We start from the raw sequence: 25,621 nt of genomic DNA on the forward strand, positions 1-25,621 counted from the left end.
ATACACATTGATACATGTTTATGTTTTGAAAAGAAACCCCCTCTAACTCCGCAAGCTAAACAACCCAAACATGGCCTCTTTACGGTTTTCCGCAATGGGCATGATTTTTTTTATTGTTTTGTGTTTTAAATACGACTTCGATAGATTCAGTATGACAAGTAGTTTGCATATTGTATTTTACACTTTCACAAGTTTTCAGTCTAACATTTAGTATTGGTTTTTATAGAATATATAGGTAACATATTAGTTAGTTATTTACAAGCTCCTTCAACTCGGCATGCACATTCTGTTACGACATGACAAGCATGGTCTTCACATCTAGAGGCAAATGCATCTCCAATTTCAGTATTAAATACAGATTGATACATCTTTTTAGTTTCTTCAAACTCATTTAATAAGTTCTGATGATCTTCTTGTCCATAAATTCCAAAATATGGAAAATGATCAATGAATCTGTTGAAAATCTGTTGACAATCTTCTCTATAAGATTTAGTGTCAAGAATATGCATATGCCAAAATTCATCCATTAGTTTACTAGGAACAATCCTTTTATTAATATGTAGTTTAATTAATGTTAGGTATCTTTTGTATTCCCTCTCTGCCAAATTGATTTTTTCTTCAGACCATCCCAATGATTCCTTTAAAGCCATCTTATGTTTGATTCTATCAAAATTTAAATTTTGAATTTCAGGAAGAATTCCAAAATTGTCTATTGTATCGAATTCCTTTTTATCAATTATAGTTGTAGTTTCCATGGTTTTTTTTATTGCTAATGATATATACTTCCTTTAGTCTAGTAAGTTAAAAAACCCAAACGCAACCTTGTTACGGCTTTCCGTAATCAACATAGTTTTTTATTGTTCAGTAATCATTTTGGAACGAGCGAAGGTACGAACGACGAGCCTGCCTGCCGTAGGCAGGAAATCGCATAACCGTGAGCTAGATGTGTGATCTTTCCTATGGTCGAGATGACTAACGATTTCTACTACGTTTCCATCCTGATTCTTGATTCCTTTGATTCCTGTTTCTTTTTCACACTTCGACAGACATCTGTGACACTTAAAAGATGCTTTTAGGTCACTATATACTTTCGTACTTCGACAGACATCTGTAACACTTAAAAGATGCTTTTAGATCACTATATACTTTCGCGAAAGCGTACCCTAAAAAAATAGTATTTTTACGACAGGAGTTATGAGATAGCCCGACAACTTAAAAAAGAATCAAGATTCGATGAAAATATATAGCAGAAAACAGATCTACGAAGCCGACCAAGTAACCGTACAAAAGGAAAACCTTCCGTCTATTAACTTGATGGAACGCGCAGGTGGATACATCTATGAATGGGTGAATGAACGTTTACAAGGTGGTAAAGTACCGATCAAAGTATTCTGCGGAATTGGAAATAATGGAGGCGACGGGATGGTACTCGCGAGATACCTGATAGAAAACAATTACAATGTCACGACCTATGTGGTAAATTACAACACAAAACGTGTTCCTGATTTCCTCGAAGCCTATAGCAGATTAAAGTCGGCGACAAAGAATTGGCCTATCGTGATTAATGAAGGAGACGAGTTACCAGCGATTAGTCCGCAAGACATTGTAGTAGATGCCATATTTGGTATTGGTCTAAATCGCGTCGTACAAGATTGGGTAAAGGCTCTTTTTACTGCCATTAATACATCCAATGCATATGTCCTAAGTATTGATATCCCTTCGGGAATGTATATGGATATATCGCCACAAGAAGGGGATGTAATTATACAACCCCGATTTACGCTGAGTTTTCAAGCGCCAAAATTACCGTTCTTTTTACCAGCTACAGCACCGTTTATGCAAGCGTGGGATGTGCTAGATATCGGGCTTGATCCAGAATACCTAGCTAAAACACCTACCGATGTAGAACTCATCGGAAAACAAGAAGTGATTCAGATGTATCGTAGTCGTCATCAGTTTGGACATAAAGGGATGTATGGGCATAGTTTACTCATAGGAGGAAGCTATGGGAAGATGGGAGCGATTGTGCTTGCTACTAAAGCGGCAATGCGTGCTGGAAGTGGTATGGTAACCGCCTATGTACCACAAATAGGAGTGCCGATCTTACAAACAGCTATTCCAGAAGCGATGGCAGAAACCGATAACTTTAATGGGAAAGTACTGGAAGAAATTGACTTCCAAACAGAAGCCAATGCGATCGGAATTGGTCCTGGTATGGGAACCGATAAGAAGACGGTAAAAGCTGTAGAAGATTTCTTAAAAGCGCAGAAAGAACCTATCGTTATAGATGCCGATGCGATTAATATCATTGCTGCCAATCCAGCATTCTTAGAACACGTACCCAACTTGTCGGTATTTACACCGCATTTAGGCGAATTAGAACGCTTGATAGGCCCTTGGGAAGATGACTTTGATAAACTAGAAAAGGCAGCCAAATTTGCCAAAAACCACGATGTGGCTCTTGTGATTAAAGGCGCACATACCATTACCACCTACGATATGAAGTTGTATGTCAATGATTCTGGAAACCCAGGACTGGCAACTGCAGGAAGTGGTGATGTATTAACGGGTGTGATTACTGGACTCTTAGCACAAGGATATCATCCTATGGAAGCGGCACTAATGGGGGTATATTTTCATGGAAGAGCTGCCGATATTGCGATTAACCAATACGGAATCGAAGGGCTGATGGCTAGTGATGTGACGGAGTTTTTAGGAAGAGCGTATATGGATCTTTTTGCAAAACCAGAACAACCACCACAGCAACAAGCTGAAGGGTAGAATAGTAATTATAAATTTGGCGTAACTAATTGTTTTGTGTGATTTGTTAAAAAATAATACAAATCACTTATAAGCAACAATGTTGTTCATTTTCTTTACTTGTCCAAAGAAAACGAACCAAAAGAAAAGATACTTTTTCTTAGATATTTTTTCGCTTTGCGCGAAAAATCGCGTAAGATTTGTTAAATTTTTTCCAAGGCTTCAAAAATTTTTAACGTAAACGCCATCGCTTCTCCTCGCCCAGAACTTACATTCTGTCGTATACTGGAGAAAAAGAAAACTAAGTGTTGAAAGTGGGATTTTATTATAGCAACTTGTAATCTATTATAGTTTGTAATGACTTAAGCAAGCTTTACGTAACAAAACGAAATGAGCGGAAGGTTAAGCAAAATAGAGTGTGTTCATAGTTTCTAATACAACTTATATTTTCTATATAGTTCATAAGATTCTTACCTTGAAATAGTTTTATTTTGCGCTGTAGCGAATAAAGTTTTTAGTAAAGCTTGGTTACGTCTAGCGTTTTTTGGTTCGTTTTTTTGGCAATGAAAAAAATGAACAAGAGCAAGAAATATGATTATAAATAGCTATTATCTTAACATTCATTTAAAAAATATTGCTAACAAAACATTCAATATACAATTTTGAAATATGAACTTTATCAAAAGAGTATTCTATCCAAAGAAGAATGGTGGGAAAATAGATTTGGAATGGAATGAACATCTAGAAAAGGTGTATGCATCAATACAGGAGGACGAATTAAAATATCCGATAATTATGTTTTCTGATATAGTATGGGATTTTCGAACATACCAAGAACCAATAGTTTTAATAGGTGAATCAATCTCTGGACATTGGGGATTAAATGAAGATCTAGCAAATACAACCGATGAGTCAACAATAGTAATAGATAGTTCTGGGAAGTCATATACATTATCACACCAACATTACGATAAAGAAACGAAAACTGGATTTTCATACCCCTCAAATGTAGTTGAGCATGAAACTTTAGAAAACATGAAGAAACGAATCATTGATGGTTGTCATGATTATACAGCATTATTTTGTGAACGGAATATTCTTGTTGAGAAAATTGAAACCGTAAAAAAAATAGATTCGTTTCGTGAATTAATACTTTTTGCTGACAACGAATTAAACTTTTAGATAACAGAATATATAATACATTAAGCTAAGCCTGTCGAAGTTTTCATAAGTTGATTATTGATAATCCTTCGACAAACTCAGGATGACATTTTTTAAACATCTATTTACCACCTATGCAAAACCTACTCAAATCCATTTTCATTTCCATTTTCCCTGTCTTTGCACTCTATGTAGTGATACAATACATATGGGTACTACTACAAACAGGATTCTCGACACAGTCCTTAGGAATGATTATCGCTGCTTTGCCAGTTGTAATTTTCTTTGCGGGACTCTTTTTAAAACCAGTAGCAAGAACAAAACGATATTTAAACATCTATACCAATCTTATTGGAATAGGATTTGTCATCAGTATGATAGGGTACGCCTTTGATAGTATAGATCAAGCACACCTATTGGGAGTAGTACTTATTATAGGATGGGTATTATATCTCAAATGGTACTCAGTGTTTAATAAACGAAATACAACGGTACTAAAAGTAGGAGAGAAGCTTCCTAATGTCACTTTAGAAAATGCTCAAAAAGAAACCATACCTGTAGCTGACTTTCTAGGCAATCCAACTATCTATTTATTTTATAGAGGTAATTGGTGTCCGTTGTGTATGGCACAAATCAAGGAGATTGTAGATCAATATAAAATCTTGGAAGAACGAGGCGTAAACACTGTATTTATAAGTCCGCAACCACATAAGTATTCTGAAAACTTATCCAAAAAACACGGACTGCAATTTCACTTTCTAACCGATGCTAATAATACGACAGCCAAACAACTTGGCATCCTTTCTAAAAACGGAATCCCATTTGGCTTTCAAACCTTAGGATATGATAGTGATACCGTATTACCAACGGTCGTGATTACCGATAAAGAAGGAATCATCCAGTTTGTAGACCTTACTGATAACTATAGAGTACGCCCAGAACCTGATTTCTTTATGAAATACGTGTGACCCTTTAATTTTGAAGAGGAATTCTTTTAAATACGCTTTCGCGAAAGCGTATACTTCATAAAACAAAAATAGAGTATTACTCTAATTTAGAATAGTACTCTATTTTTTAAAGATGGCGATTACGTTATGCATGTTTCCTGTAGAATTACATAACCACCAACAGCTAATCAAAAAATTTATTTCTTATTGTACAACTAAATAGAATATTACTTTTATATTTAGCTTTGTACTAGCAGTATATTATTTAAAATATTTAAAAGAAGGCGGTTATGATATCCTTGTACGATGATATCTTTATAGTTCCTAATTATTTAACCGCCTTACAAATCAAAATATTTGCTTTATTTACAGTTAAGTAGACTATTATTTTCTAAACTTAATCTGTATGAATGAGTATACTACTTTAAATGAAGGCGGTTACGATATCTATTACGATACCAAATGTTACTAACCATTGTAACCGCCTTACTATCAAAATATTTATCTTTATTGAACTGTTACGTCAAATGTTACTTCTACATCTGTCTCTCCCCCAGCATCAGCAAGACCTGAATTAGGTTTTGTAGGCTCGTGACGTAGTGTTACTGTAAAATTACCGTTACTTGCATCTCCTGTAGTTAATGTAAATACCGTTCCTAATGGATTTCCATCATCATCAAAGTTACCGTACTCTGTAGTTATGTTAAGACCAGCAGCAGGTGTGAAAAATACTTGATGCTCATCATCTTCTTCCTCTACTTCTTCTGTAATATCTTCAGCAGGTGTTTCTGTTTCATTTAAGAAAGTTACAGTTCCTGCATAGGTCGTATTAGCCATAACGTCTCCTGTAATTGTGATTACAGGCACATTTGGCCCATCTTCACCATCACTGTCTAAACTTTGTAAAGTAACACTTCCTGCAGTACTTGTTAACTGTACCCTTACTGTTGTGATTACTTCTTCATCATTGATTACTATAGGTGTGTTGTCATCATCACTAGAACAAGAAAATGCAATAATCCCTGTGGCAAGAGCAATAATGTAGGTCTGAATAGATTTAATAGATTTCATAATAATTGTTTTTTTAATTTTAATGTTAAATTGGTTTTGATTTTAATAATTTATTTTGAGTTGCAGACTCACATTTCTGCCAAGATCATCAGCAAAAAAGCGTTGTCTATTTAAGTAATTACGATACGATGTATCAAAAAGATTATTAACTGCTAATGCTACTTGTAATGTAGATTTATTACTAACTGTAAAGTCAAGCTGTCCTCTTAGATTGATTAAATGATAAGCATCTGGTGGTGTACTAACGTCTACAAGTATATTTTGATCAGTTTCGACAATAAAAATTTCAAAATTATTATTTGGAAATTCATTTTGTCTAAAGACATACTGACTCTCAGCAGATACTTTTAAATTATGCCATTTTTTATTAGTATAAGTAATACGATTTGTAGTATTTACTGGTGGAATATTGATCAATGGTAAGTCTAACGTAGTATCCTGTCCTTTTACAATAGATAGTTGATTGTTAATACTAAAATGCTCGCTTACGCGAAACTCATTATCGACATCTATACCCAAAAGTCGAGCATCGGTCTGGCGATATTCCCATACTTGAAAATTACCACGTAACGATTGTTGACTTCCGGTAGGTTCTATCAGGATAAAATCTGAAATAAAATTTGCAAATGGAGCCACCGTGAAAGACCATCCATCCCAAAAGCTTTCCTGCCTGCCGGCAGGCAGGCGCGAAAGCGCAACAGACACCTTATTAGAGGTTTCTTGATCAAAACGAATGTCACCTAGTTCAATGCGCGCTGCACTTTGATGCAATCCATCACTAAATAATTCTGACGGATTAGGCGCTCTACTTGAAAGAGCATAGTTTGCTGTTATACTATATAGATCATTAAAGTCATATCCCACACCAGCAGTAGCTGATACATTGTGAAACGTAAATTCTGGATTTGTCAAAATCTGAGTCCCTAAATCTTCTACGACCAATTCTGGGAATAAAACATCATACCCTCTAGCTTCCCAAAAAGAAGTACGATAAAACTTTTGTGCATCTATAAAATTATAATCATAACGTACACCACCTTCAATAGTCCAAGCATCTAGTGTTTTGGAAGCTAATGCATAGACACCAAAATCAACACGATCATAGTCAGGAATCAATCTTCGTATACCTGTTGTAGGATCTGGAAAGTTGGTTTGTGTACGTGCTAATAATCCAGCTTTTGCATCAATAGTATTGTCGGCTGTATATTCAAAATCTAACGTAGCACTATGTGTACGTAATTCTAAATCAATTGCTGGTCGCACATCTTCACTATCACGTCTGATGTCAAATTCCAAACGATTGTTTTGCTGAAAGTCATATTGAAAGCTAAACTTCCCGATATCATCAAAACGCTTATAAGCATTTAATCTCGCTACTTGATGTTTAACTTCTTGCCTTGGCGGATTAATATCATATGTAAAATCCTCAATAAATAACGGCCTATCGCTATTAATAGCATTAGCAAGATCTGCAGCACTCCCTACGTGAGAAGCGCGTAAAATCCCTAATTTGTTGTTATAAATAGAATAACTTGCTTCAACTCCGTAAGAATACTTGTTGACTCCAATGCGAACTGCAGCATCACGTTCATCGGCTCCTGTATTGCTAAGGATGTAGTCTGGCGCTTCAAAATCTCCAAAACGCTTTAAAGTTCCTTGAAAACTAGCATACCATCCTGAATTATAGGATTTAGTAAGACTGGTTGTAACACTACCACCGCGTCCATTTGTAACACCTGTAAGTAAGGTCTCTCCATAGAGACTATCAGAAATAGGAATACGTTTTGGATTTACAATAATAGTTCCACCTACGGCATCTCCACCATATTGTAGTCCTGCCGCTCCTTTGATAACAGAAATACTTCCCGCATTATTTAAATCAATGTTTGGAGCATGCTCTACACCCCATTCCTGATCTTGTAATCGAGTTCCTTCTGTTATTAATACTACGCGACTACTATGTAACCCTTGAATCACAGGCTTTACAACAGTATTTCCTGTATTTAAAGAAGAAACACCACTTAACTGGTTTAAAGCATCTCCTAATGAACCTGCGCTATTTGCTTGAATAATCTCATTAGAAACTTGCGATTCAATAGCCGTTTTTCCCCCATTCTTTTTTGCTTCTCCAGTGATTGAAACTTCCCCTAATTCTTCTAAGTGGTGTTCCATATTTATGGTACGCTCTGTATCCCCATTAATTGTAACATTAATAGTTTGTGTATTACATAATGGATGTGACACACGTATAGTATAGGTTGCACCATTACATAAATTACTAAAAGTATACTTTCCTTTAGCATCTGTTTTTATGATGTTTCCTAGTTCTTCTATGCTGAGTGTTGCATCAACAAGAGTTTCCTGATCGTGTAAATCAATTACGTAACCTGTAAGAGTGTTTGTACAGCTTTGTGCTATACTAATACTACTGCACATGAATGCGCAGAGCATGATAAAAAATTTCATGAGTAAATAATTTGTTAATTTAAAGCGTAGTATAACTTATCATTAACAAGCGGGAGGACCTCGTGACTCTGTAGTACGATATATAGAAAGGTATACCGTTTGTGTATGAATAGCTTTTTCTGGAATATCCTGATATGGTATAAACAGGATTTCTTTAGTAGGAGTAAAAATTCCATTATTCTTTAGCGTAGCATCGCAAAGACAACAATCTAATTCCTTTTCGTGAATATGTGTGCTTGATGTATTTTCGCAAAGATCGTCATGGTTATGTCCTTCTGCACTATGCAAAAAGTTTACTACCGTTGGTAGTAATAAGAAGAACATAAGGGCTACTGCCGATATGTTTTTTATAATATGTAAACGATATATACGCAAGCTTACTTTTTAAATAAAAATCCAAACCCCATTCTGGAGGCCATTTTGATCGCAAATTCCTTAAAAAAATTGTATTGACCAAATATCCACCCAAAAATGACCAATAAAACTTGATAAATTGGGAAAATTAACAAAATTCTAACAGGCCAGTAGATCCATCCGTTGGTGGTTTCTTTTGTAAGTCCGATAAATTCCATTAATGGATTTGAAATTTTTCCTGCGGTAGACCCTGTTACTGCAAAGACTAGAAACATTGCGATGAGTTGCCATCTATGTGTAACACCCCAACGACTATATAATTTTTTAAATAACCAAAATGTGATTTTTAATAATAAATATCCTACAAGAAGTGTTCCTAGGGATATTGCGACTAGTTTAAGCGTATCATTCTGTATGGTAATACTTTTTAGAATCCCTCTAGTAATAAGGTAAGCAGAAAAAAAAGTGGCAATCAGTCCAAGGATTACATGGATGAATTGCCAATTTTGGGTAATTTCCCAACGATTTTTAATAGTTTGTATCACAAGTCAAAAGTACGATTATCGTAGCTTTTGTTTGTAGCGTTTTTCAAAAAATTCAAACCAATTGTGTAATAGGTAATTAACTTCGTACCCATAATCTACACCTCGTTGGTAATCTATTTGCTGTAAATAGACATTTGGATCAAACTGAATAGAGTTTAAAACTCGGTTATTGTATTGTGTGACTCGAACAATATTTCTGTTTTCTAACCAGAATTGTTCATAAAACCCTCTAGGTCTTTGTGTGACAAGCCATGAATTGAAACCTGGTTCAATAATAAGGATTTCGTATTCTAGACTATCATTTGCGATACGTACTGTATCAGAATAGCCATCTGTAGTAGCTGCAATGTCTTTTTTTGTGTTGGTAGTCGCGCATCCTATAATAAAAGTGGCAAGTGCTAGTGTGTAAAAAATCTTTTTCATAATCTTAAATGTACTAAATATAGTTTGAAAAATGTGTTAATGTAAAGCAGGATGATTACTGCTTTTGTCGTGAACAAATCTATAGTACTTACGTTATTATAAAAATGATAAATGAGGGAATGGGAGATTTGAGTGAGGGATCTTATCTCAGAATAGATTAATACTATTCCTTAAAACAAAGAATCACATAATACCTGAGTATTATGTGATTCTCGCTAACATTTAATTTAGGTTAAGTGCAATTTATTTTCCAAAAAGACCTCCTAGCAATCCGCCAAGGCCTCCACCTTTTTTGTTTCCTCCTAATACCATTCCAGCAACATCATCTAAGATACTTCCGTCTCCATCTGCATCAAGTAATGATGAGATAAGGCTTTGATTTTCTTTAGGTTGTCCCCCTAGCATACCACCAAGTAAAGCATTCATTCCTCCAGCGTCACTTACTCCAGCTTGTTTTGTTTGCTTTCCTAATACACCCATAAGAATAGGCGCAGCTACTTTAAGTATTTGCCCTACTGATCCGGCATCTATTCCTGATTTTTGACTTAAGGCACTCTCTACATTAGAACGATTTCCTCCTAAAAGGTGTCCTAAAATTCCGTCTCCATCTTTTGTTACACTTTCATCTACTCCTCCTTGGAAAAGACCACCAAGGTTATCTAGTATTCCTCCATCATGCTTTCCTGAAAGCGCTCCCATTAATCCTGCAGCTCCATCTGGAGTTTGCACATTTTTTTTCATAGCACCCATAAGTACTGGCATCGCCATACTTAACAGACTGCCTGTTGCACTTTCTGATTGACCTGTAGACCCGCTCACTCCGCTAATAATCTGCTTTCCCATCGGGCTATTTAATAAGTCTAGTAATCCTGACATGTTTTATATTTTAAGTTATTAATGATTTCAATTTACAAAATATTTAGATAAAATGCAGTTAGACTTAGTTAACTTGCTTTTAATCGAGTAAATACGCTTTTAATCGATGTTTTTTGAAAATAGTTCAAAAAAAATCACTCAACACAATGTGAGAGTGATTTTTTATAATGTATTATATAATAGGGGTGTATCCTATTTTAGGATGCTAATAATCTGATCTGCAAGCTCTGTTCCTATACGATCTTGAGCTTGTTGTGTCGCTGCTCCTATATGTGGTGTAAGCGATACTCTAGGATTCATTAATACTTGAATAGCTGGTTTTGGTTCATTCTCAAAAACATCAAGTCCTGCAAAAGAAAGTTTTCCTTTATCAAGGGCATCTACTAATGCAACTTCATCTATCACACCACCTCGTGCTGCATTTACAATTCCAGCACCATCTTTCATCATGGCAAATTCACTTTTTCCAATAACGTATTCTTTTTGAGCAGGAACGTGTAGCGTAACAAAGTCGGCTTCTTTAAGCACATCTTCTTTTCCAATAGTCTCAATAGTAAATGAAGCTGATTGTCCATCAAAGAAAGGAACATCAATAGTTGCATTGTCCATAAATGGATCACTTGCAATTACTTTCATTCCACACCCTATAGCAATTTTTGCAACTTCTTGTCCTATACGACCAAATCCGATAACACCTAGAGTTTTTCCTCTAAGTTCAACTCCTTTTGCATATGCTTTTTTAAGATCTTTAAATTTTGAATCTCCATCCAGAGGCATATCTCTATTGGCAGCAAATAAGAAGCGTACACTTCCATATAAATGCGCAAATACAAGTTCTGCTACAGAAGCAGATGACGCCGCAGGAGTATTGATCACATGTAATCCTTTCTCACGAGCATAGGCTACATCTATATTATCCATTCCTACACCACCACGTCCTATTACTTTAAGAGTAGGACATACATCTATAACTTCTTTACGTACTGTTGTAGCACTACGTACCAATACTACATCTATGCTTTCTGAATTGATGTAATTTGCGAGTTGTTCTTGTGCAACTTTTGTTGTAATAACTTCAAATCCTGCTTTTTCTAAAGCATCTATACCTGTTTGTGAAACTCCGTCGTTTGCTAATACTTTCATATTAATGCCCACATAAGTGGGGATCTTTTTAAGTTCTTACTATAATAAGAACTTGATTAATTATTTTAAACTATGCTTTTCTTTCTAATTCGCTCATCACATCTACAAGTGTTCCCACACTCTCTAGTGATAAGGCATTATACATAGAAGCTCTATAACCACCTACACTTCTATGTCCATTAAGTCCATTAATACCAGCTTCTTTCCACATGGCATCAAAGGTTTCTTTTAAATCTCCATCAGTAAGAGAGAAGGTTGCATTCATAGAAGAACGATCTTCTTTTGCAGCATATCCTTTAAATAATGGATTGAGTTCTATTTCTGAGTATAATAAAGCCGCTTTGCGATCATTTACTTCTTCTATAGCAGTAATACCTCCTAAATTTTTAAGCCATCTCATCGTAAGCATAGACACATACACGGCATATACAGATGGAGTATTAAACATACTGCCTTTACTGATATGTGTTTTGTAATCTAACATACTAGGAATTGCACGCGTTACTTTACCAAGAATTTCTTCACGTATAATAACTAGAGTTGTTCCAGCTGGACCCATATTTTTTTGAGCACCTGCATAGATCATATCAAATTTTGAAAAATCTAGCTTTCGCGAAAAAATATCACTACTCATATCACAAATCAATGGGCAGTCTACTTCTGGAAAGTTTTTAATTTGTGTTCCAAAAATGGTGTTATTACTTGTAAGATGTAAGTAATCTAATCCTTCGGGTAACATAAATCCTTTTGGGATGTACTTATAGTTTACATCTTTACTAGATGCTACCTCAATAACTTCTCCAAAGAGTTTTGCTTCCTTGATCGCTTTATCACTCCAAGTACCTGTGTTTAAATAACCTGCTTTGGTTTGAAGTAAGTTATAAGCAGTCATTAAGAATTGTGTGCTTGCACCTCCTTGTAAAAACACAGCTTTATATCCAAGACCTTCAAGCCCTAATAATTCTAATGCTAGATTACGAGCTTCATCCATCACATCTACAAAGTCTTTGCTACGATGCGAAATCTCTAGAATAGATAATCCAGAGTTATTAAAATCTAAAATAGCTTGAGAGGCTTCTTGAAAAACTTCTTGTGGTAAAATACAAGGTCCTGCGCTAAAATTATGCTTCTTCATAAAGTGTTTTTTTATACACTGCAAAGATGCCTAAATTGATATAAAAACGCGTTGTCAAAATGATAATTTATACACTATTTTTTTAACAAAAACGCAATAGTATCGACTCCATCGGCATAGTCATGCAATTGTGGTTTCTGAGTATGTCCAAATTTTATAGTGGTACTTTCTAAATTTTCTGATACCACACACTGTATACGGTCTGAATTTTCTTGTAAAGCTTCTTGCAATTTTTCTAAAGAGTCATAACGCTCATAAAATAAGGTAGCAATAGGAGATCCAAAACTAGGATCTTCCTTAAGCATTAAGAATCCATTTTCTAAGAGATCAAAAAGACTCATAAGGTATACAGCCTTATTATAATCGTAATTATTAGCGTATTTTGCTTGGTTAATGATCTCATTCCAAGGATAAATAGCATTAAAGAATGCATCAAAATTATATCCTTGAGGTACATATAGTTTTGAAACATTACGACATCCTAAGCCATAGTATCTAAAAATATCTTCTGCTAAGGCTTCCAATTGTTCTGAAGATTCTTCTCCTGTAAGAACAGCAACAGAGTTTCTGTTTTTACGGATGATATTTGGCTTTTTACCAAAGTAATAATCAAAATAACGTGCTGTATTATCGCTTCCTGTGGCAATTACTGCATCGTGTTCTGGAAGTTTTCCTTCTGTAAAAGTAATTTGTCCTTTAAAGCCTGGCGCTACATATTCTAAGTATTTTGCTAGAAAAGGAAGTAAATGTTTGTCATTGCTAGATTGTTTTACAACAACTTTATGTCCAGATATAAGAACGCATAAGAAATCATGAAATCCAACCAGCGGGATATTACCTGCCATGATAATAGCGATGGTTTTTGTTGTATACGCTTTCGCGAAAGCGGACTCATACTCATTTAACCAGTTTTTTAGATGTTCTTGAGTAAGTAAAGCTGCCCATCCCTCGATGGCAAATATGATATTTTCTTTTGTAAACCAACCGTTGTGTTCGCCGGCGAGTTTAATTTGATGTTGGAATCCTTCAAAAAAAAGTTCATTATGAGGGATGCCTTCTTTCTGGGCAATATCTGTTCTTGAAAACTGAGATAAAAAGTCTCCTAATTGTGTAAAAGCGTTAATTCTTTGTAGTAATTCCATATGAACTTGCCTAATCTATGGCTAGGCACTATTTTTGTACAAAGTTATTGAAAAAAGAACCTATGGCAATTATCATTACAGATGAATGTATAAACTGCGGAGCATGTGAACCAGAATGCCCAAATACAGCAATTTATGAAGGAGCAGATGACTGGCGTTATGCAGATGGAACAAGTCTAGAGGGTAATGTTGTGTTACCTAATGGAAAAGCTGTTGATGCAAACGAGTCTCAAGAACCTGTAAGCGACGAGATTTATTATATCATTCCTGATAAATGTACGGAGTGTAAAGGATTTCATGATGAACCTCAGTGTGCTGCGGTATGTCCTGTAGATTGTTGTGTTCCTGATGAAGATCATGTAGAAACAGAAGAAGTCCTTCTAGGGAAACAAGCATTTATGCATCCAGAAAATTAAAAAAACAGTTTAACTTATAAAAACAAAAAACACCTCCATTTGGAGGTGTTTTTTGTTTTGAATAACTAATAAATAGACAATTTACATTTGATTTATAAATTGAATGTCTGTTGTATTATATTTACTTACAATATCTTTCACTTGTCTAATCCAATGTTTTGAAAGGATAGTTTCATCGTTATTTTGAATTTCAAATATTTCTTCACTATTAATTAACTCTATCAATACTTTTCTATTAGTACTATCATAAGTCATCGTTTCAATATTTTTTGCTTTTAATTCAGTTTCAAATTTTTGTAGTGTTATTGGCTCATAAGATTTTGAACAGCTACTAACAAGAATACATGTTAATATGATGAACAATGATTTTTGAATGATATTCTTCATGGATTTAATGTAAATAATTTAGTTTTTAATTAACCCTTGTCCTTCTATCCAAGGAGCACCAGCTCTCTTCAAGTCACTTTCTAGTGATGGAAGTGTTGAGTTTATAATAGGTGTTAGTTTTGTCTTTACTTTTCTTAATTGACTTTGCACCCTACTTAATAACCCTTTATGTTCATCGGTTGGACCATAGGTGTTTCCTAAAAATCTTCCTAATGAATTTCCATCACTTGCTGTAGGGTTTGTACGTTCCCCAATTTGACCTTTTATAGGATTTCCGTGAAGTTCTTTGTCTATATCTAGTAATGCAATTTTTGCATCTTGTAAACGGGTATATAAATCATTAGATGGAGACGTTGCCTTATTTAAGGCTCGTAACATCGCATCAACTTTTTGCTGACTTTTAGATAAAGCAATATTGGTAGCAGTTAAGTCTTGTTGAAAAGCAAAAGTGGCTTCTCTAAAGGTTTCCATGTCTTTATATGGTTTTCTAGGTAGTGCCCCTTCAAATAACGGAACAACGTTAAACGGTTCTGGACCTTGTAATATGGTTTGTTTACCGTCCATTTGTTTTATTAAAGTTACAGTATAACTACCAGGAGTTGCCATGACACCACCGCCTCTAAAGCCGCGACGACCTCTAGGTGCTTGCAAGCGTTCTCCTCTTTTACTAGGATAGGCTAAATTCCAACTCACACGGTTGAATCCTTTTTTATTAGTTCCTTTCACTGTATTGACTACTTGGCCATTTGCATCTTTAATGACTAATAGGATAGAAGGTTTGTCTTGTCTACTTTCTTCTTCAAGAGCATCCCAACCTGGGAATTTTGCATTGCCTTTCTTTTCTTTAGCTTTTCTCAGGTCTTTTTTAGACTTGATTTTGTCAGGCATATAATAAGTAAAATTAGCTCCAAATGGTGGGTTTTTTGCAATCCACTCTGCATCTCCTTGACTTCCCACTCGGCTTGACTGTCGGTACCAGTTTACTGTTTTGATAGGAAACAAAGTAGCTTCAGTTTCATTCATACTTGTATTAAAATTACGTAGTGGTGTAATATCATCTAGAATGTAAATCCCTCTTGCAAACGAACCTGCTACTAGATCATTTTCACGTCTTTGAATCTTAATATCTCTAATTGGAATGGTTGGCATTCCACCTTTTAGTTTGGTCCAATTTCCACCTCCGTTAGATGTGAAGTATACACCAAATTCTGTAGCTGCAAATAGAAGGTCTTTCTTTACGTGATCCTGTACCAATCTCCATATTAATAGTTTTCCTGGTAAATCACCATTAATTAGTTTCCAAGTTTTTCCTTTGTCACTACTTTTAATAATGTAAGGTTTGTAATCTCCATATTTATGATTGTCTAAGGCTGCATATACTACATTTGCATCAAAAAGATCTGCACGAACATCATTTACAAAAGGAGTTTCTGGTACTCCCTTGATATTATTTAAGGTGAATTTCTTCCAACTTGTTCCTCCATTTTCGGTTACTTGAATAAGGCCATCATCTGTACCTGCATACAATAACCCCTCTTGTTTTGGTGATTCGGCTAATGAGGTAATGGTATTGTAATTTGACATGGCAAAAACATCCCAAGCATTATCCCAACTTTGCGATTTGTCATAATATGGGAAGGTCACTCGTTCTTGATTCAAAGTTAAATCACCAGAAATAGGTTCCCAACCATCTCCTCTGTTTTCTGATTTCCAAACACGTTGTGAAGCAAAATAGAGTCTTTTAGGGTTATGTGAACTTACGACAATAGGGGCATCCCAATTAAAGCGTTCGTATGGATCGCCTTCTCTTGCTTGTGGTTGAATAAAAACCGTTTCTCTTGTCTTGCTATCAATTCTCCATAAAGCTCCTTGTTGGAATTCTCCATAAGTGATATCAGGATTTCCTGGTTCTGTAGCAGTTTGTGCTCCATCAGCTCCTAAGGTTTTCCACCAATCGGCACTAGCAATACCATCAGAACTTATCGTTCTAGAAGGACCTCCATGTGATCCATTATCTTGTGTGCCTCCGTATACATTATAAAAGGGTAGGGCATCGTCTACCGCAATTTTAAAGTATTGTGTAATGGGTAAGTTTCTTACATATTTCCAGCTGTCTGTATTGTCAAAGCTTTCATATAGACCTCCATCGGTCCCAATTAATAAATAATTTGGGTCTGATTTTTTAAATACTAGTGCATGGCTATCACTATGCTGATTTGAACGCTTCATATTGGTAAAGGTTTTCCCATGATCGGTTGAGATCAAAGCAGCATTATTCATCATATATAGGGTGCCTTCATAATGCGGCGAAGCAATTAATTCCTGATAATAATGCGGTCCTGTACCGCCTCCAACAGCATCAGATTGTTTGGTCCAAGTCGTCCCTCCATTTTTTGTGATAAATACACCTCCTTTTCTTCGGTCTAATTCGATAGCTGCATAAATAACCTCTGTGTTAAAAGGTGACATTGCCAATCCTATTTTTCCAAGATTTGATTTAGGAATTCCACTTTTAAGAGGTTTCCACGTTTTTCCTCCATCCGTACTTTTATGAAGTCCAGATCCAGGTCCACCACCTAAGTAACCAGCTACGGTACGGTGTCTTTGCCACGTAGCTGCATAGAGTACATCAGAGTTATTTGGGTCAATAAGTAAATCTGTAGCGCCTACCCATGCGTCATCTCCTAAGGTACGATTCCAAGTTTTTCCTCCGTCTATGGTTTTATAAACTCCACGATCACCTCCTTTACTCCAAAGAGGTCCTTGAGAAGCTACCCATACGATATCTGAGTTTTCTGGATGTACAATAATTTTGGAAAGATGTTCTGAGTTTTCCAATCCCATATTCTTCCATGATTTTCCATCATTATGACTTACATAAATCCCGTCGCCAAATCCTGCATGACGTCCTCCTACATTTTCGCCAGAGCCTGCCCAGATGGTATGTGGGTTATTCGGATCTATGGTAATGCACCCCATAGAGTACACTTTTTCATTGTCAAATATAGATTTCCAGGTAGTTCCAGCATTGGTTGTTTTCCAGATACCTCCTGATCCTACAGCGACATACCAGACATTTTCGTTTTCAGGATGAATAGCAATGTCTGCAATTCTTCCAGAAGTCATGGCAGGGCCAATATTTCTAAATTCTAAACCATTAAATGGGTTTTTGGATTTTTCTTGCGCATGAAGTGTCATGCTAACCGCGCATAGGAATAGCATCACATAGTTAATAGCAATCTTCATTTTTTGGTGTGGTTTTAGTGATTATTTTGAATGTGTTCTTTTGATAAAGAATACATAACTCCTAAAATTACAAAAAACGAAGTAGGGCTTGGTTTGTATGTTAAAAATTTAACGAAGTTTTTTAGTGTTTTATTTAAACTGTCAATTCATAACAAAAAACGTATATGTCTTGAAGTTCCTGTATTCTTGGTAAAGACAATATAGAAACTAATATAGAATTATTAAGAAAACATGCATTTATGTGTCTATAAGATTAAATAGTAACACATACTATTTTAATCATTAATCATTAATATCTGATAATAATCGATTAAAGCCAAGTGCATTTTTAACTTCAGTGTATTGAGGATCAGATTCTGATTCATTTGTTATTAGATTTGCTCCAATTAATCCATAGGTCATAGCTCCTTTGCCACCAACACCAGACATTCCTGCCAGTACAATAAAATTCATGTCTGGTTCAAAATTGTCTTTGTAAAGTGTTGTTACATAAGGCACTTCGGATTCTGTGAGGGAATATACACAGGAATAACCATCTATTAATTCTAAATCTTTTATTTCAAGGGGAAGTTGTAATAATGTAAAGTAACGTAATGTACTTGTCTTACTCCATTCAATTTCATCTGGCGTAAGTTTTTCATTCCAAACATCATCTAAGTTATTAATTTTAGAACGTTGAAAATGACCTCCAATTTTAATTATTGGTTTATCATCGACGTAGTTTTCAATCATTGAGAAAAAACTACCACCTCTTGTTCCCGTGCTACTGTTTATTACTGGGTATGAGTTTTTAATCACCTCTTTCTGTGCTTGACTTAAACTTGTGTAGGTTTCGTCTTTTATTTTTAAGAATGATAAAAACACTCTTTCAGGTTTAATTAAACTATCGAATGCTGGGGCGATCTTTCCAAGTAATTTTCCAGTATAAGGCCCAGCAGCGCTTACAATTTTTTTACTTTTAATATTATATTGCTCTTTCGTTTTATTATCAGTTACTGAGATCTCATAATAGTTGGGAAGCTTTTGAATAGAAGTTACTGTTTGTCCATATTTTACTTCATTATTCTTTTTTACAATTGCTTTGTGTAACAATTGTATTAATACCTTAGGGTTAACTGTGCCAGAATATTTATTATACTCTCTTTGTATAAGAACGCTATCTGGAAGTAAAACATTGAATATTTCTTGCCCTTCCTTCGGAGTACTAGCAATTTTATAATCAACTTTTTGGCGTTTTAAAGAAGCCATTAACTTATCATAAATATGAGTTCGTCCTACATAAGTTACAGGAGAGGTCGTATAGATATCTTCCATCTTATATGCATTGGGAGTATCATTATTTAAAAAATCTATTAATTCTTCTGTTTCCTTTACCGAACGATTGTGTAAATATGACCACATATCATTTCCTCGATTGTTGCTTCTGGCGATTCTAGCTTCTCCATAACTAGACCCTTGAGTGTAGATTGAATCTTGCTTTTCTAATAATAGGACTGATTTTCCTTTTTTTGAAAGTTGCCAAGCAGTACTACTGCCCATTAAACCTCCACCTATTACAACTACTTCATTTATATCGGAATTTGTTTTTTTACAGGATATAACTAGAAGCCCTAAAACTGTTACTAGAATAAGTTGTTTCATGTAAGAGATTTTAATTATGAATAACTACTGTATAAAGTAATTTAAAAATAATATAAAAACCTAATACTCGTATTTATAATGATTTCTCTGGAAGTAAGAGAGACCATTTATTAATCTATTCAATGATATATCTTGTATCATTATATTTAAGTTAAAATAAGTTGTGGTAGCTTTCGCGAAAGCGTATAGAGTACAAATAAATAAACAGATATTGTACTAATTCCCTTTTCTAAGATAAACACTACCTAAACTCGCATCTAACTTCATTTTAGTCTTGCCTCCATTTAATTGAAGTCTCATTCTTTTTCCATCAAATTCGGTGAGGTCTTCATTTAAGACTTTAAAATCAATATCACTTAAAATACGATTGCCAGTAACATCTAGTTGTACATTGACATTGGTAGACATAGTTACATCTATGTACCCGTCATTACTAATTAATGAATATAGATTTGTAGGTGATGTCTTATCAAAGATTACTTTTATATTTCCGCCTATTGTATTTGCTATTACTGGACCACTTACGTCTGTTAAGCTAATAGAGCGATAGGAGGTTGAGATTTCGGCTTCTCCTTTGAAATTTGATAAATCCCTTGCTTTAGAATCAGAGGTTATAAAAAAGGTATTCGAATTGGTCTTTGTGCAATTTTCTGTATTCCATAATAATTTAATTGAATTTGGGATTAGTATTTCATACTTGTTATTAAAATTGACAGCGTTTATTATTTCATAAGTATTAGATTGACTTGAGTTTGTTGCATTATAATCCTTAATGATTAGTTCTCCTAGATTCTCTGTGATATCTAAATATAAATTGTCTGCTGGATTATTTGATTTATTTCCTAATGGTGTCAGGCCTTCTTCCAATTCTTTATTTTCGCCTAGATTATAAAAGCTTTTATATCTAAATAAAACAGAGTCTGATGTTTTTAGATTATTTATCTTTTCACCAAAGCGATTATAAAATGTATAGTTTGTATTAGTGTTAAGGCTTTTGATGATAACTTCATCTCCATCATATCCACTAATTTTCATATTAGAAGTAGAACATATTTTTAGAGTTCCTTTATTAAATGCAATGCGTTTTTCATTATTTTGTGCGTAAGCTATTCCTGCGATAAATAGGAGCGTTACTAGTGTGATTATATTTTTCATTTTGTTCGTTTTTATTGATTTAACATGGCCAATGAGGCAGAAGCATTTCCTTTGACTAAGGGTAATGATTCTTTATTTTCTATGATTTTTTTAAGTGGCTCTTTTGCTCGTTTTTCTCTTAAAATGGACACTGATTTTATAAGTTTAAGCTGTACTAAGGGTTCTTTTTCGTTTTCTAGAGCATTAATAAGATTGTTTCTTACCGTTTGATTATTTGGAAATTTTAAAAGTGCATCGATCACTGCTATTTTAGAATTACTATCAGAATCTTCTTTTAGAATTTTAAAAAATGCATTTAGTATTTTTTCATCTTCTTTTTGATTTTCATACTGATTTTCTATTTCATAAATGGCTTCTAGACGTGTGCTATTTGTTTGATCTTCTCCTAAAGCAAGTACCAAATTGTCTCTAATTTCTGTTTGTTCTTTTTTGTTTTCATTATAGAGGTATCCGAGTGACATTAGGATAATCAAACTTGCCGCCATAGAGATATACCGTATCATTTTTATCCTTTTAAAACGATTTGAAGCATGCAACTCATTTTTCAATCTCGTTTCAAAATCTAACGGTGCATTAGCAGGCATTTCTTGATCGTCAAATGCTTTTTTGTGCTTTTTTATAAATTCTTCTACACTCATATTACTAATTTGTTTTGCAATTGCTGTATTAAAAGACGCTTTCCTCGTCTGTATTGGTTACGTACGGTACTTTCATTTAACCCTAATTGTTCGGCTATTTCTCTATGTGAATAGTCTTCAATGAGGTACAGTACTATAATGATTCGGTATTTGTCTTTTAATGTGTTGATTGCTTTTTTTACTTCTTCGACTTTTAAAGAGTTATCTTCAAATGTGTCTGTGTCTTCTTCCTCTTCTTGAATCTCAATCGACTCTTGTAACCAACCGAGTTTCTTTTTCTTTCGTAAGAAATCTAAAGAGCAATTGATGACAATACGTTTTAACCAGGCGCCTAGGTTATGATTGTGTTCTAGTTTTGAAATATTTTGGAACGCTTTTATAAAGGCATCATGCACGGTGTCTTGTGCATCTTGTTTGCTTTTTACAATTCTAAAACTCACATTGTACAGCATATCTTTGTATAGCAGATAGACTTGCATTTGTGCTTTTAGATCATTGTTTTTGCATGCTTCTATTAATTCTGAATGTTCCAAAAATCGGTTTTGATGTGTTGGTTTATTATAATAACGCACCTTTTTTAAAAGTGTCGCAAAAAAGTTGTATTAATTATTCTTAACAAGATGAAGTAAATGATAGAGAGCAACTGTGAAATGGATTTTGAACAACGTTTTTCTATAAAGAGATTAGTATACTTTTTCGCGAAAGCGGAACTTTTTAAAAAGAGAATATGGGATATAAAATATATAGAGAAAATAGAGTCTAAATTCTAGACAACGATGCTTAGAATGATTGTGTGTGAGATTCTGAAATGAATTCAGAATGACGTTTTATCAACTATTTTTTTTCTTTTTTCTTACCTAATGAAACTTTATAGTCATCGATGTTTCCTTTTATTTTTAGGTTGAGGTATTTAATTCTTTTGGTGGAGTCTACTTCTACAATTTTATCTTCTTGTTCCGTATTTACAATGGTGTCCTTCTTGTTTTTAAATAGTTTTTGCCAAGTCGCTTTTCTTACTGTTTTCCAAGGAATACGTACATAATAATCTATATTTTGTTCACTATCATGCGTACCAGATAATTCTATATGACCTAAAGTAGATTCAATAGTCATCGCAGGAATACGAATCTTTCCTTTCTGTATATCTAAGCTATTTTGTAAGGTGTCAAACCGAATGTTTTGCAAGTTTTTATCTCCCATATACTCTGAAAGTGCTAGCATTGGGTCGTAATTTTTTAATCTTCCATTTAATACTTTTACGTCCATTTCTATGGTAGATTGGTCCAGATCTGGTGTCATATCTGGGTATACTCTAACTTTTCCTTTTATTCTAGTGGTGAGTTTGCCTTGTAAGTTTTCTGAAACGAGATGGTCTTGTCCAAAATTTTCGAATTTGAACAGCAATTTATCTAAATCAACATTAGTCATCACCAAATCTGGTTGCATATAAATGTGTTTAGGATCGCTCCCATTAAAATAGCCACTTAATCGAATATTTCCTCCTGCGGCATCCATATCTAGTGTATCTATATAGATGTAATGATTGGGGGTTGTTCTTATCGCTGTTTTGATATTTTGAAGGTCTATTCTATGGTACATAAAATGACCAATATCTACCTTAATTTGCATGTCTGTAAATGGCAATTCATATAGATTGAAGGCTTCTGCATGTTCTTTTACATCTGCTGTTTTTGAACTCGCCACTTCTGTTGGTTTAGGAGAATTTTCATCAAAATTGGAAAGGGCATCAAAGTCAATATAATTTGCTTTTAATTCCAAATAGTTATCTCGTTTCTTTATTTGTTGATCCTCTCCTAAATAATAGTTTAGATCAAAATTAAAATTGGTAGTTCCTATTTCTCCATGAAAGTCTTTTATGACGATATGTTCGTCTTCATAATGTATGTTTCCTTTAAAATTTTTAAAAGGAAGCGGATGTACTTTCATTTTTGCATCTAGCTTGTCTAAAGCGAGATCGATGGAATGTAATACGGAATCTTTATAATGCATACTTGAGGCAACATGCAATGCCAAATTATCAAATTCTTCATGTCTATACTCTTCCGGAACATAGTTTTCTCCTTTATACGAAAAGACATCTTCTAGTCTTAACTTCTTAGATGTTAGATTTATATCTAAATCTACATCTCCTTTAAGCTCTGGTTGCAACCAAAAGGCATACTCATGTATAAATCCATCAAAATGAAAATCACTATCATCTATATAGCCTGTAAAATCTATTATTTCTAAGTTTTTGTCATCTATAAATACATCGGCATTAAAATCGTGTAGTTCATGAGGATAATGCTTTAAGTCGGCATGCAAACTATCGATAAAAAATTCGCCTCTTGGTAAATATTTGGATTCTGTAAAGTCTTTTGCAGAAGCGCTAAAAGATAGCCCTAAATTCAGGTCTTTTATTTGTTCATCAAAACCAGTTTGGACAGAGTCTTGTATTGAAAAACTTGTTAATTGTGCAATATCTAAATACTTGGAAGAAATATCTAAATGAGCTTCTACAGGGATATTTGTATGATGTACAATGGCGGGTAAGTCTGAAAGAAAACCATTGATGGATAGGTCTGAATCTCCCATTAATAATTCAAACTGTTTTAGCGTTGCTTCTTTGCCATTCATGACTACGTTTACATTCAAATCTTTTAAGGGAGCGGGTAGTTCTTTGGAAACTACATTTACGTCTTTCACAATCAATTCTGCAAAATATGCCTGATTTAATTTTTGTAATGCCTTTCTGGGATTGTCAATATCAATAATATCGTGAAAATTCATTTTCAACGAGACTTGCCCAGACGCATCTTGTACTTGCTCTAGTTCAAAAAAGTCTGCAATAAAATCAAGATTAAAATTTGAGTTTATTTGCATATCTACTTCTGGAGATTCAAAATTCTTGATAAAAATTGAACCTTGAAACTCACCTTCTTCCAGAGATGCAGTGATATCGGTTAATGAAAACTCCATGGTAGTTGCGTCTCTGTTTTCGCCATTTGTAAAATGGCCATTAAAGCCCATTTTATCTATCTTTTTCTTTCTTACAGTGTTTTCTAAAAAGGCTTTTCCTGCTCCAAAATTGACATTAATAGCTGGTCTATTTCCTTTGTTGGCAGGACCTTGGATGCTCGCATTAAAATAAATTTTACCTGCGTTATTGTATTTCTCTAATATGGGTATTATATCTGCTGGAGCAAAGGCTATAAACATATCAAAATTTGTCTTTGTTCCTTTTATAGAAAGGTCAAGGTCTACATCATTCTTTGTGTCTATAGAACCTTCTAATTCAAAATCGCCATTCTCCATGACAATACCTGAAGGTTGTATGTCAAGAATACCTGTATCGTCATTATATATAATATCTGTATGTACTTCGAAATGTTTTTTATGGATGAAGGTTGTATCTCCATCTTTTATCACATTTAATTCAAAATCTGTATCTATATGTCCAGCGGTAATATTATCTTTTTGGCTAAAACCACCGGTGCCTGTATATATGAATTTCTCAACATCTGTATTTGTAGCTTCATCTAATGTATGGATATCTAAGTTTTTAAATTTAATTTTTTTAAGATGAATATTGGTGGTGGGTGTTTCTATTTCGGAAGTGCTTGCTAAGGAGTTTTGAATATTAGTGGTATTGTTTTCGTGAATGACAATATTAAAAACGCCTTCTTCAACTAATACCGATTGAATATCATAGTTCTTGTTAACAATATCCCATAGATTAAAACCTATGTATATGTCTTTTACATCCATTATGATGGGTGCATTATCTTCTTTTGTTTCAAAAACTTGCACATCATCTACTTTTATAGAGATGTGTGGGAAGTTGCCAAAAAGGGATAATTCACTTTCACCAACACTTATAAGACCTTTGTGTTCTTGATTTAGTTTTGCGATCTCTCCTTTAATAATTTCAGACTGGTTGCTTTGAATATATAGTATTAGACCTCCTACCAATACAATAGGAACTAAGATGAGTCCTATTAGAATTCGTTTCCAGAGTTTTTTAATCTTCAAAGTAGATGTCTTTAAGGTTAGAAAAGGTGTTTGACTTTAAAAGTAACAAATTCGTATGAAAAAACTTATTTAGTACTCTAGTA

21 protein-coding genes are annotated in these 25,621 nt (G+C 34.3%); 4 read left to right on the plus strand and 17 right to left on the minus strand.

Annotated elements, in window-relative coordinates; translation table 11 throughout:
* Positions 1-251: 251 nt before the first annotated feature.
* On the minus strand, positions 252-755 hold the full coding sequence (locus ABJD27_RS04430; protein WP_348170470.1) for a hypothetical protein: 504 nt from the start codon (positions 753-755) through the stop codon (positions 252-254).
* A gap of 478 nt (positions 756-1,233) precedes the next feature.
* Between ABJD27_RS04430 and ABJD27_RS04435 the strand changes: the two genes are divergently transcribed.
* The 3 genes from ABJD27_RS04435 to ABJD27_RS04445 all read left to right on the plus strand — a co-directional run bounded on the left by ABJD27_RS04435 (position 1,234) and on the right by ABJD27_RS04445 (position 4,889).
* Entirely contained in the window at positions 1,234-2,781 is a 1,548-nt protein-coding gene (locus ABJD27_RS04435) for an NAD(P)H-hydrate dehydratase (protein ID WP_348170467.1), read from the plus strand.
* 648 nt (positions 2,782-3,429) lie between these two features.
* On the plus strand, positions 3,430-3,942 hold the full coding sequence (locus tag ABJD27_RS04440) for a hypothetical protein (protein WP_348170464.1): 513 nt from the start codon (positions 3,430-3,432) through the stop codon (positions 3,940-3,942).
* 113 nt (positions 3,943-4,055) lie between these two features.
* On the plus strand, positions 4,056-4,889 hold the full coding sequence (locus tag ABJD27_RS04445) for a peroxiredoxin family protein (protein ID WP_348170462.1): 834 nt from the start codon (positions 4,056-4,058) through the stop codon (positions 4,887-4,889).
* Between the two features lie 486 nt (positions 4,890-5,375).
* Here ABJD27_RS04445 and ABJD27_RS04450 read toward each other — a convergent pair whose 3' ends face one another.
* The 9 genes from ABJD27_RS04450 to ABJD27_RS04490 all read right to left on the minus strand — a co-directional run bounded on the left by ABJD27_RS04450 (position 5,376) and on the right by ABJD27_RS04490 (position 14,023).
* A complete protein-coding gene (locus ABJD27_RS04450) occupies positions 5,376-5,939 on the minus strand; it encodes a type 1 periplasmic binding fold superfamily protein (protein ID WP_348170459.1) in 564 nt (187 codons plus the stop codon).
* 42 nt (positions 5,940-5,981) lie between these two features.
* Entirely contained in the window at positions 5,982-8,405 is a 2,424-nt protein-coding gene (locus ABJD27_RS04455) for a TonB-dependent receptor (RefSeq protein WP_348170456.1), read from the minus strand.
* 42 nt (positions 8,406-8,447) lie between these two features.
* Entirely contained in the window at positions 8,448-8,780 is a 333-nt protein-coding gene (locus ABJD27_RS04460) for a hypothetical protein (RefSeq protein WP_348170453.1), read from the minus strand.
* A gap of 2 nt (positions 8,781-8,782) precedes the next feature.
* Entirely contained in the window at positions 8,783-9,304 is a 522-nt protein-coding gene (locus tag ABJD27_RS04465; protein WP_348170450.1) for a DUF6787 family protein, read from the minus strand.
* A gap of 15 nt (positions 9,305-9,319) precedes the next feature.
* The gene (locus tag ABJD27_RS04470) at positions 9,320-9,727 is read right to left on the minus strand and encodes a DUF6146 family protein (RefSeq protein WP_348170447.1); all 408 of its coding nucleotides are present in this window, start codon (positions 9,725-9,727) and stop codon (positions 9,320-9,322) included.
* A 243-nt stretch (positions 9,728-9,970) separates the two neighbouring features.
* Positions 9,971-10,603 carry a DUF937 domain-containing protein gene (locus ABJD27_RS04475; protein WP_348170444.1) on the minus strand — a complete coding sequence of 211 codons (633 nt, stop codon included), beginning with the start codon at positions 10,601-10,603 and terminating at the stop codon, positions 9,971-9,973.
* A 192-nt stretch (positions 10,604-10,795) separates the two neighbouring features.
* Positions 10,796-11,746, minus strand: coding sequence for a D-2-hydroxyacid dehydrogenase (locus ABJD27_RS04480; protein WP_348170441.1), 951 nt, complete (start codon positions 11,744-11,746; stop codon positions 10,796-10,798).
* A gap of 70 nt (positions 11,747-11,816) precedes the next feature.
* Positions 11,817-12,881: a 3-phosphoserine/phosphohydroxythreonine transaminase gene (gene serC / locus ABJD27_RS04485; RefSeq protein WP_348170438.1), complete on the minus strand. Its 1,065-nt coding sequence runs from the start codon at positions 12,879-12,881 to the stop codon at positions 11,817-11,819.
* Positions 12,882-12,955: 74 nt separating this feature from the next.
* Complete coding sequence (locus ABJD27_RS04490) at positions 12,956-14,023, minus strand: acyl-CoA reductase (protein WP_348170435.1); 1,068 nt, start codon at positions 14,021-14,023, stop codon at positions 12,956-12,958.
* A 62-nt stretch (positions 14,024-14,085) separates the two neighbouring features.
* On the opposite strand from ABJD27_RS04490, the gene ABJD27_RS04495 reads away from it, so the two are divergent.
* Entirely contained in the window at positions 14,086-14,439 is a 354-nt protein-coding gene (locus ABJD27_RS04495; protein ID WP_348170432.1) for a 4Fe-4S dicluster domain-containing protein, read from the plus strand.
* An 81-nt stretch (positions 14,440-14,520) separates the two neighbouring features.
* Here ABJD27_RS04495 and ABJD27_RS04500 read toward each other — a convergent pair whose 3' ends face one another.
* From ABJD27_RS04500 to ABJD27_RS04530, 7 genes are all read right to left on the minus strand, one after another.
* On the minus strand, positions 14,521-14,826 hold the full coding sequence (locus ABJD27_RS04500; RefSeq protein WP_348170429.1) for a hypothetical protein: 306 nt from the start codon (positions 14,824-14,826) through the stop codon (positions 14,521-14,523).
* An 18-nt stretch (positions 14,827-14,844) separates the two neighbouring features.
* Positions 14,845-18,072 carry a glycosyl hydrolase gene (locus ABJD27_RS04505; protein WP_348170426.1) on the minus strand — a complete coding sequence of 1,076 codons (3,228 nt, stop codon included), beginning with the start codon at positions 18,070-18,072 and terminating at the stop codon, positions 14,845-14,847.
* A gap of 282 nt (positions 18,073-18,354) precedes the next feature.
* Positions 18,355-19,713 (minus strand): FAD-dependent oxidoreductase, encoded by a 1,359-nt coding sequence (locus ABJD27_RS04510; RefSeq protein WP_348170423.1) that lies wholly within the window; start codon positions 19,711-19,713, stop codon positions 18,355-18,357.
* Positions 19,714-19,929: 216 nt separating this feature from the next.
* Positions 19,930-20,868 (minus strand): hypothetical protein, encoded by a 939-nt coding sequence (locus ABJD27_RS04515; protein WP_348170420.1) that lies wholly within the window; start codon positions 20,866-20,868, stop codon positions 19,930-19,932.
* Positions 20,869-20,879: 11 nt separating this feature from the next.
* Complete coding sequence (locus tag ABJD27_RS04520) at positions 20,880-21,506, minus strand: HEAT repeat domain-containing protein (RefSeq protein WP_348170417.1); 627 nt, start codon at positions 21,504-21,506, stop codon at positions 20,880-20,882.
* On the minus strand, positions 21,503-22,039 hold the full coding sequence (locus ABJD27_RS04525; RefSeq protein WP_348170414.1) for an RNA polymerase sigma factor: 537 nt from the start codon (positions 22,037-22,039) through the stop codon (positions 21,503-21,505). Before ABJD27_RS04525 ends, ABJD27_RS04520 begins: the two co-directional genes overlap by 4 nt.
* Positions 22,040-22,340: 301 nt before the next feature.
* A complete protein-coding gene (locus ABJD27_RS04530) occupies positions 22,341-25,538 on the minus strand; it encodes an AsmA-like C-terminal region-containing protein (RefSeq protein ID WP_348170411.1) in 3,198 nt (1,065 codons plus the stop codon).
* Between the last annotated feature and the right edge of the window lie 83 nt (positions 25,539-25,621).

The sequence above is a fragment of the Dokdonia sp. genome (genome assembly GCF_039945015.1).
Taxonomy (GTDB): Bacteria; Bacteroidota; Bacteroidia; order Flavobacteriales; family Flavobacteriaceae; genus Dokdonia.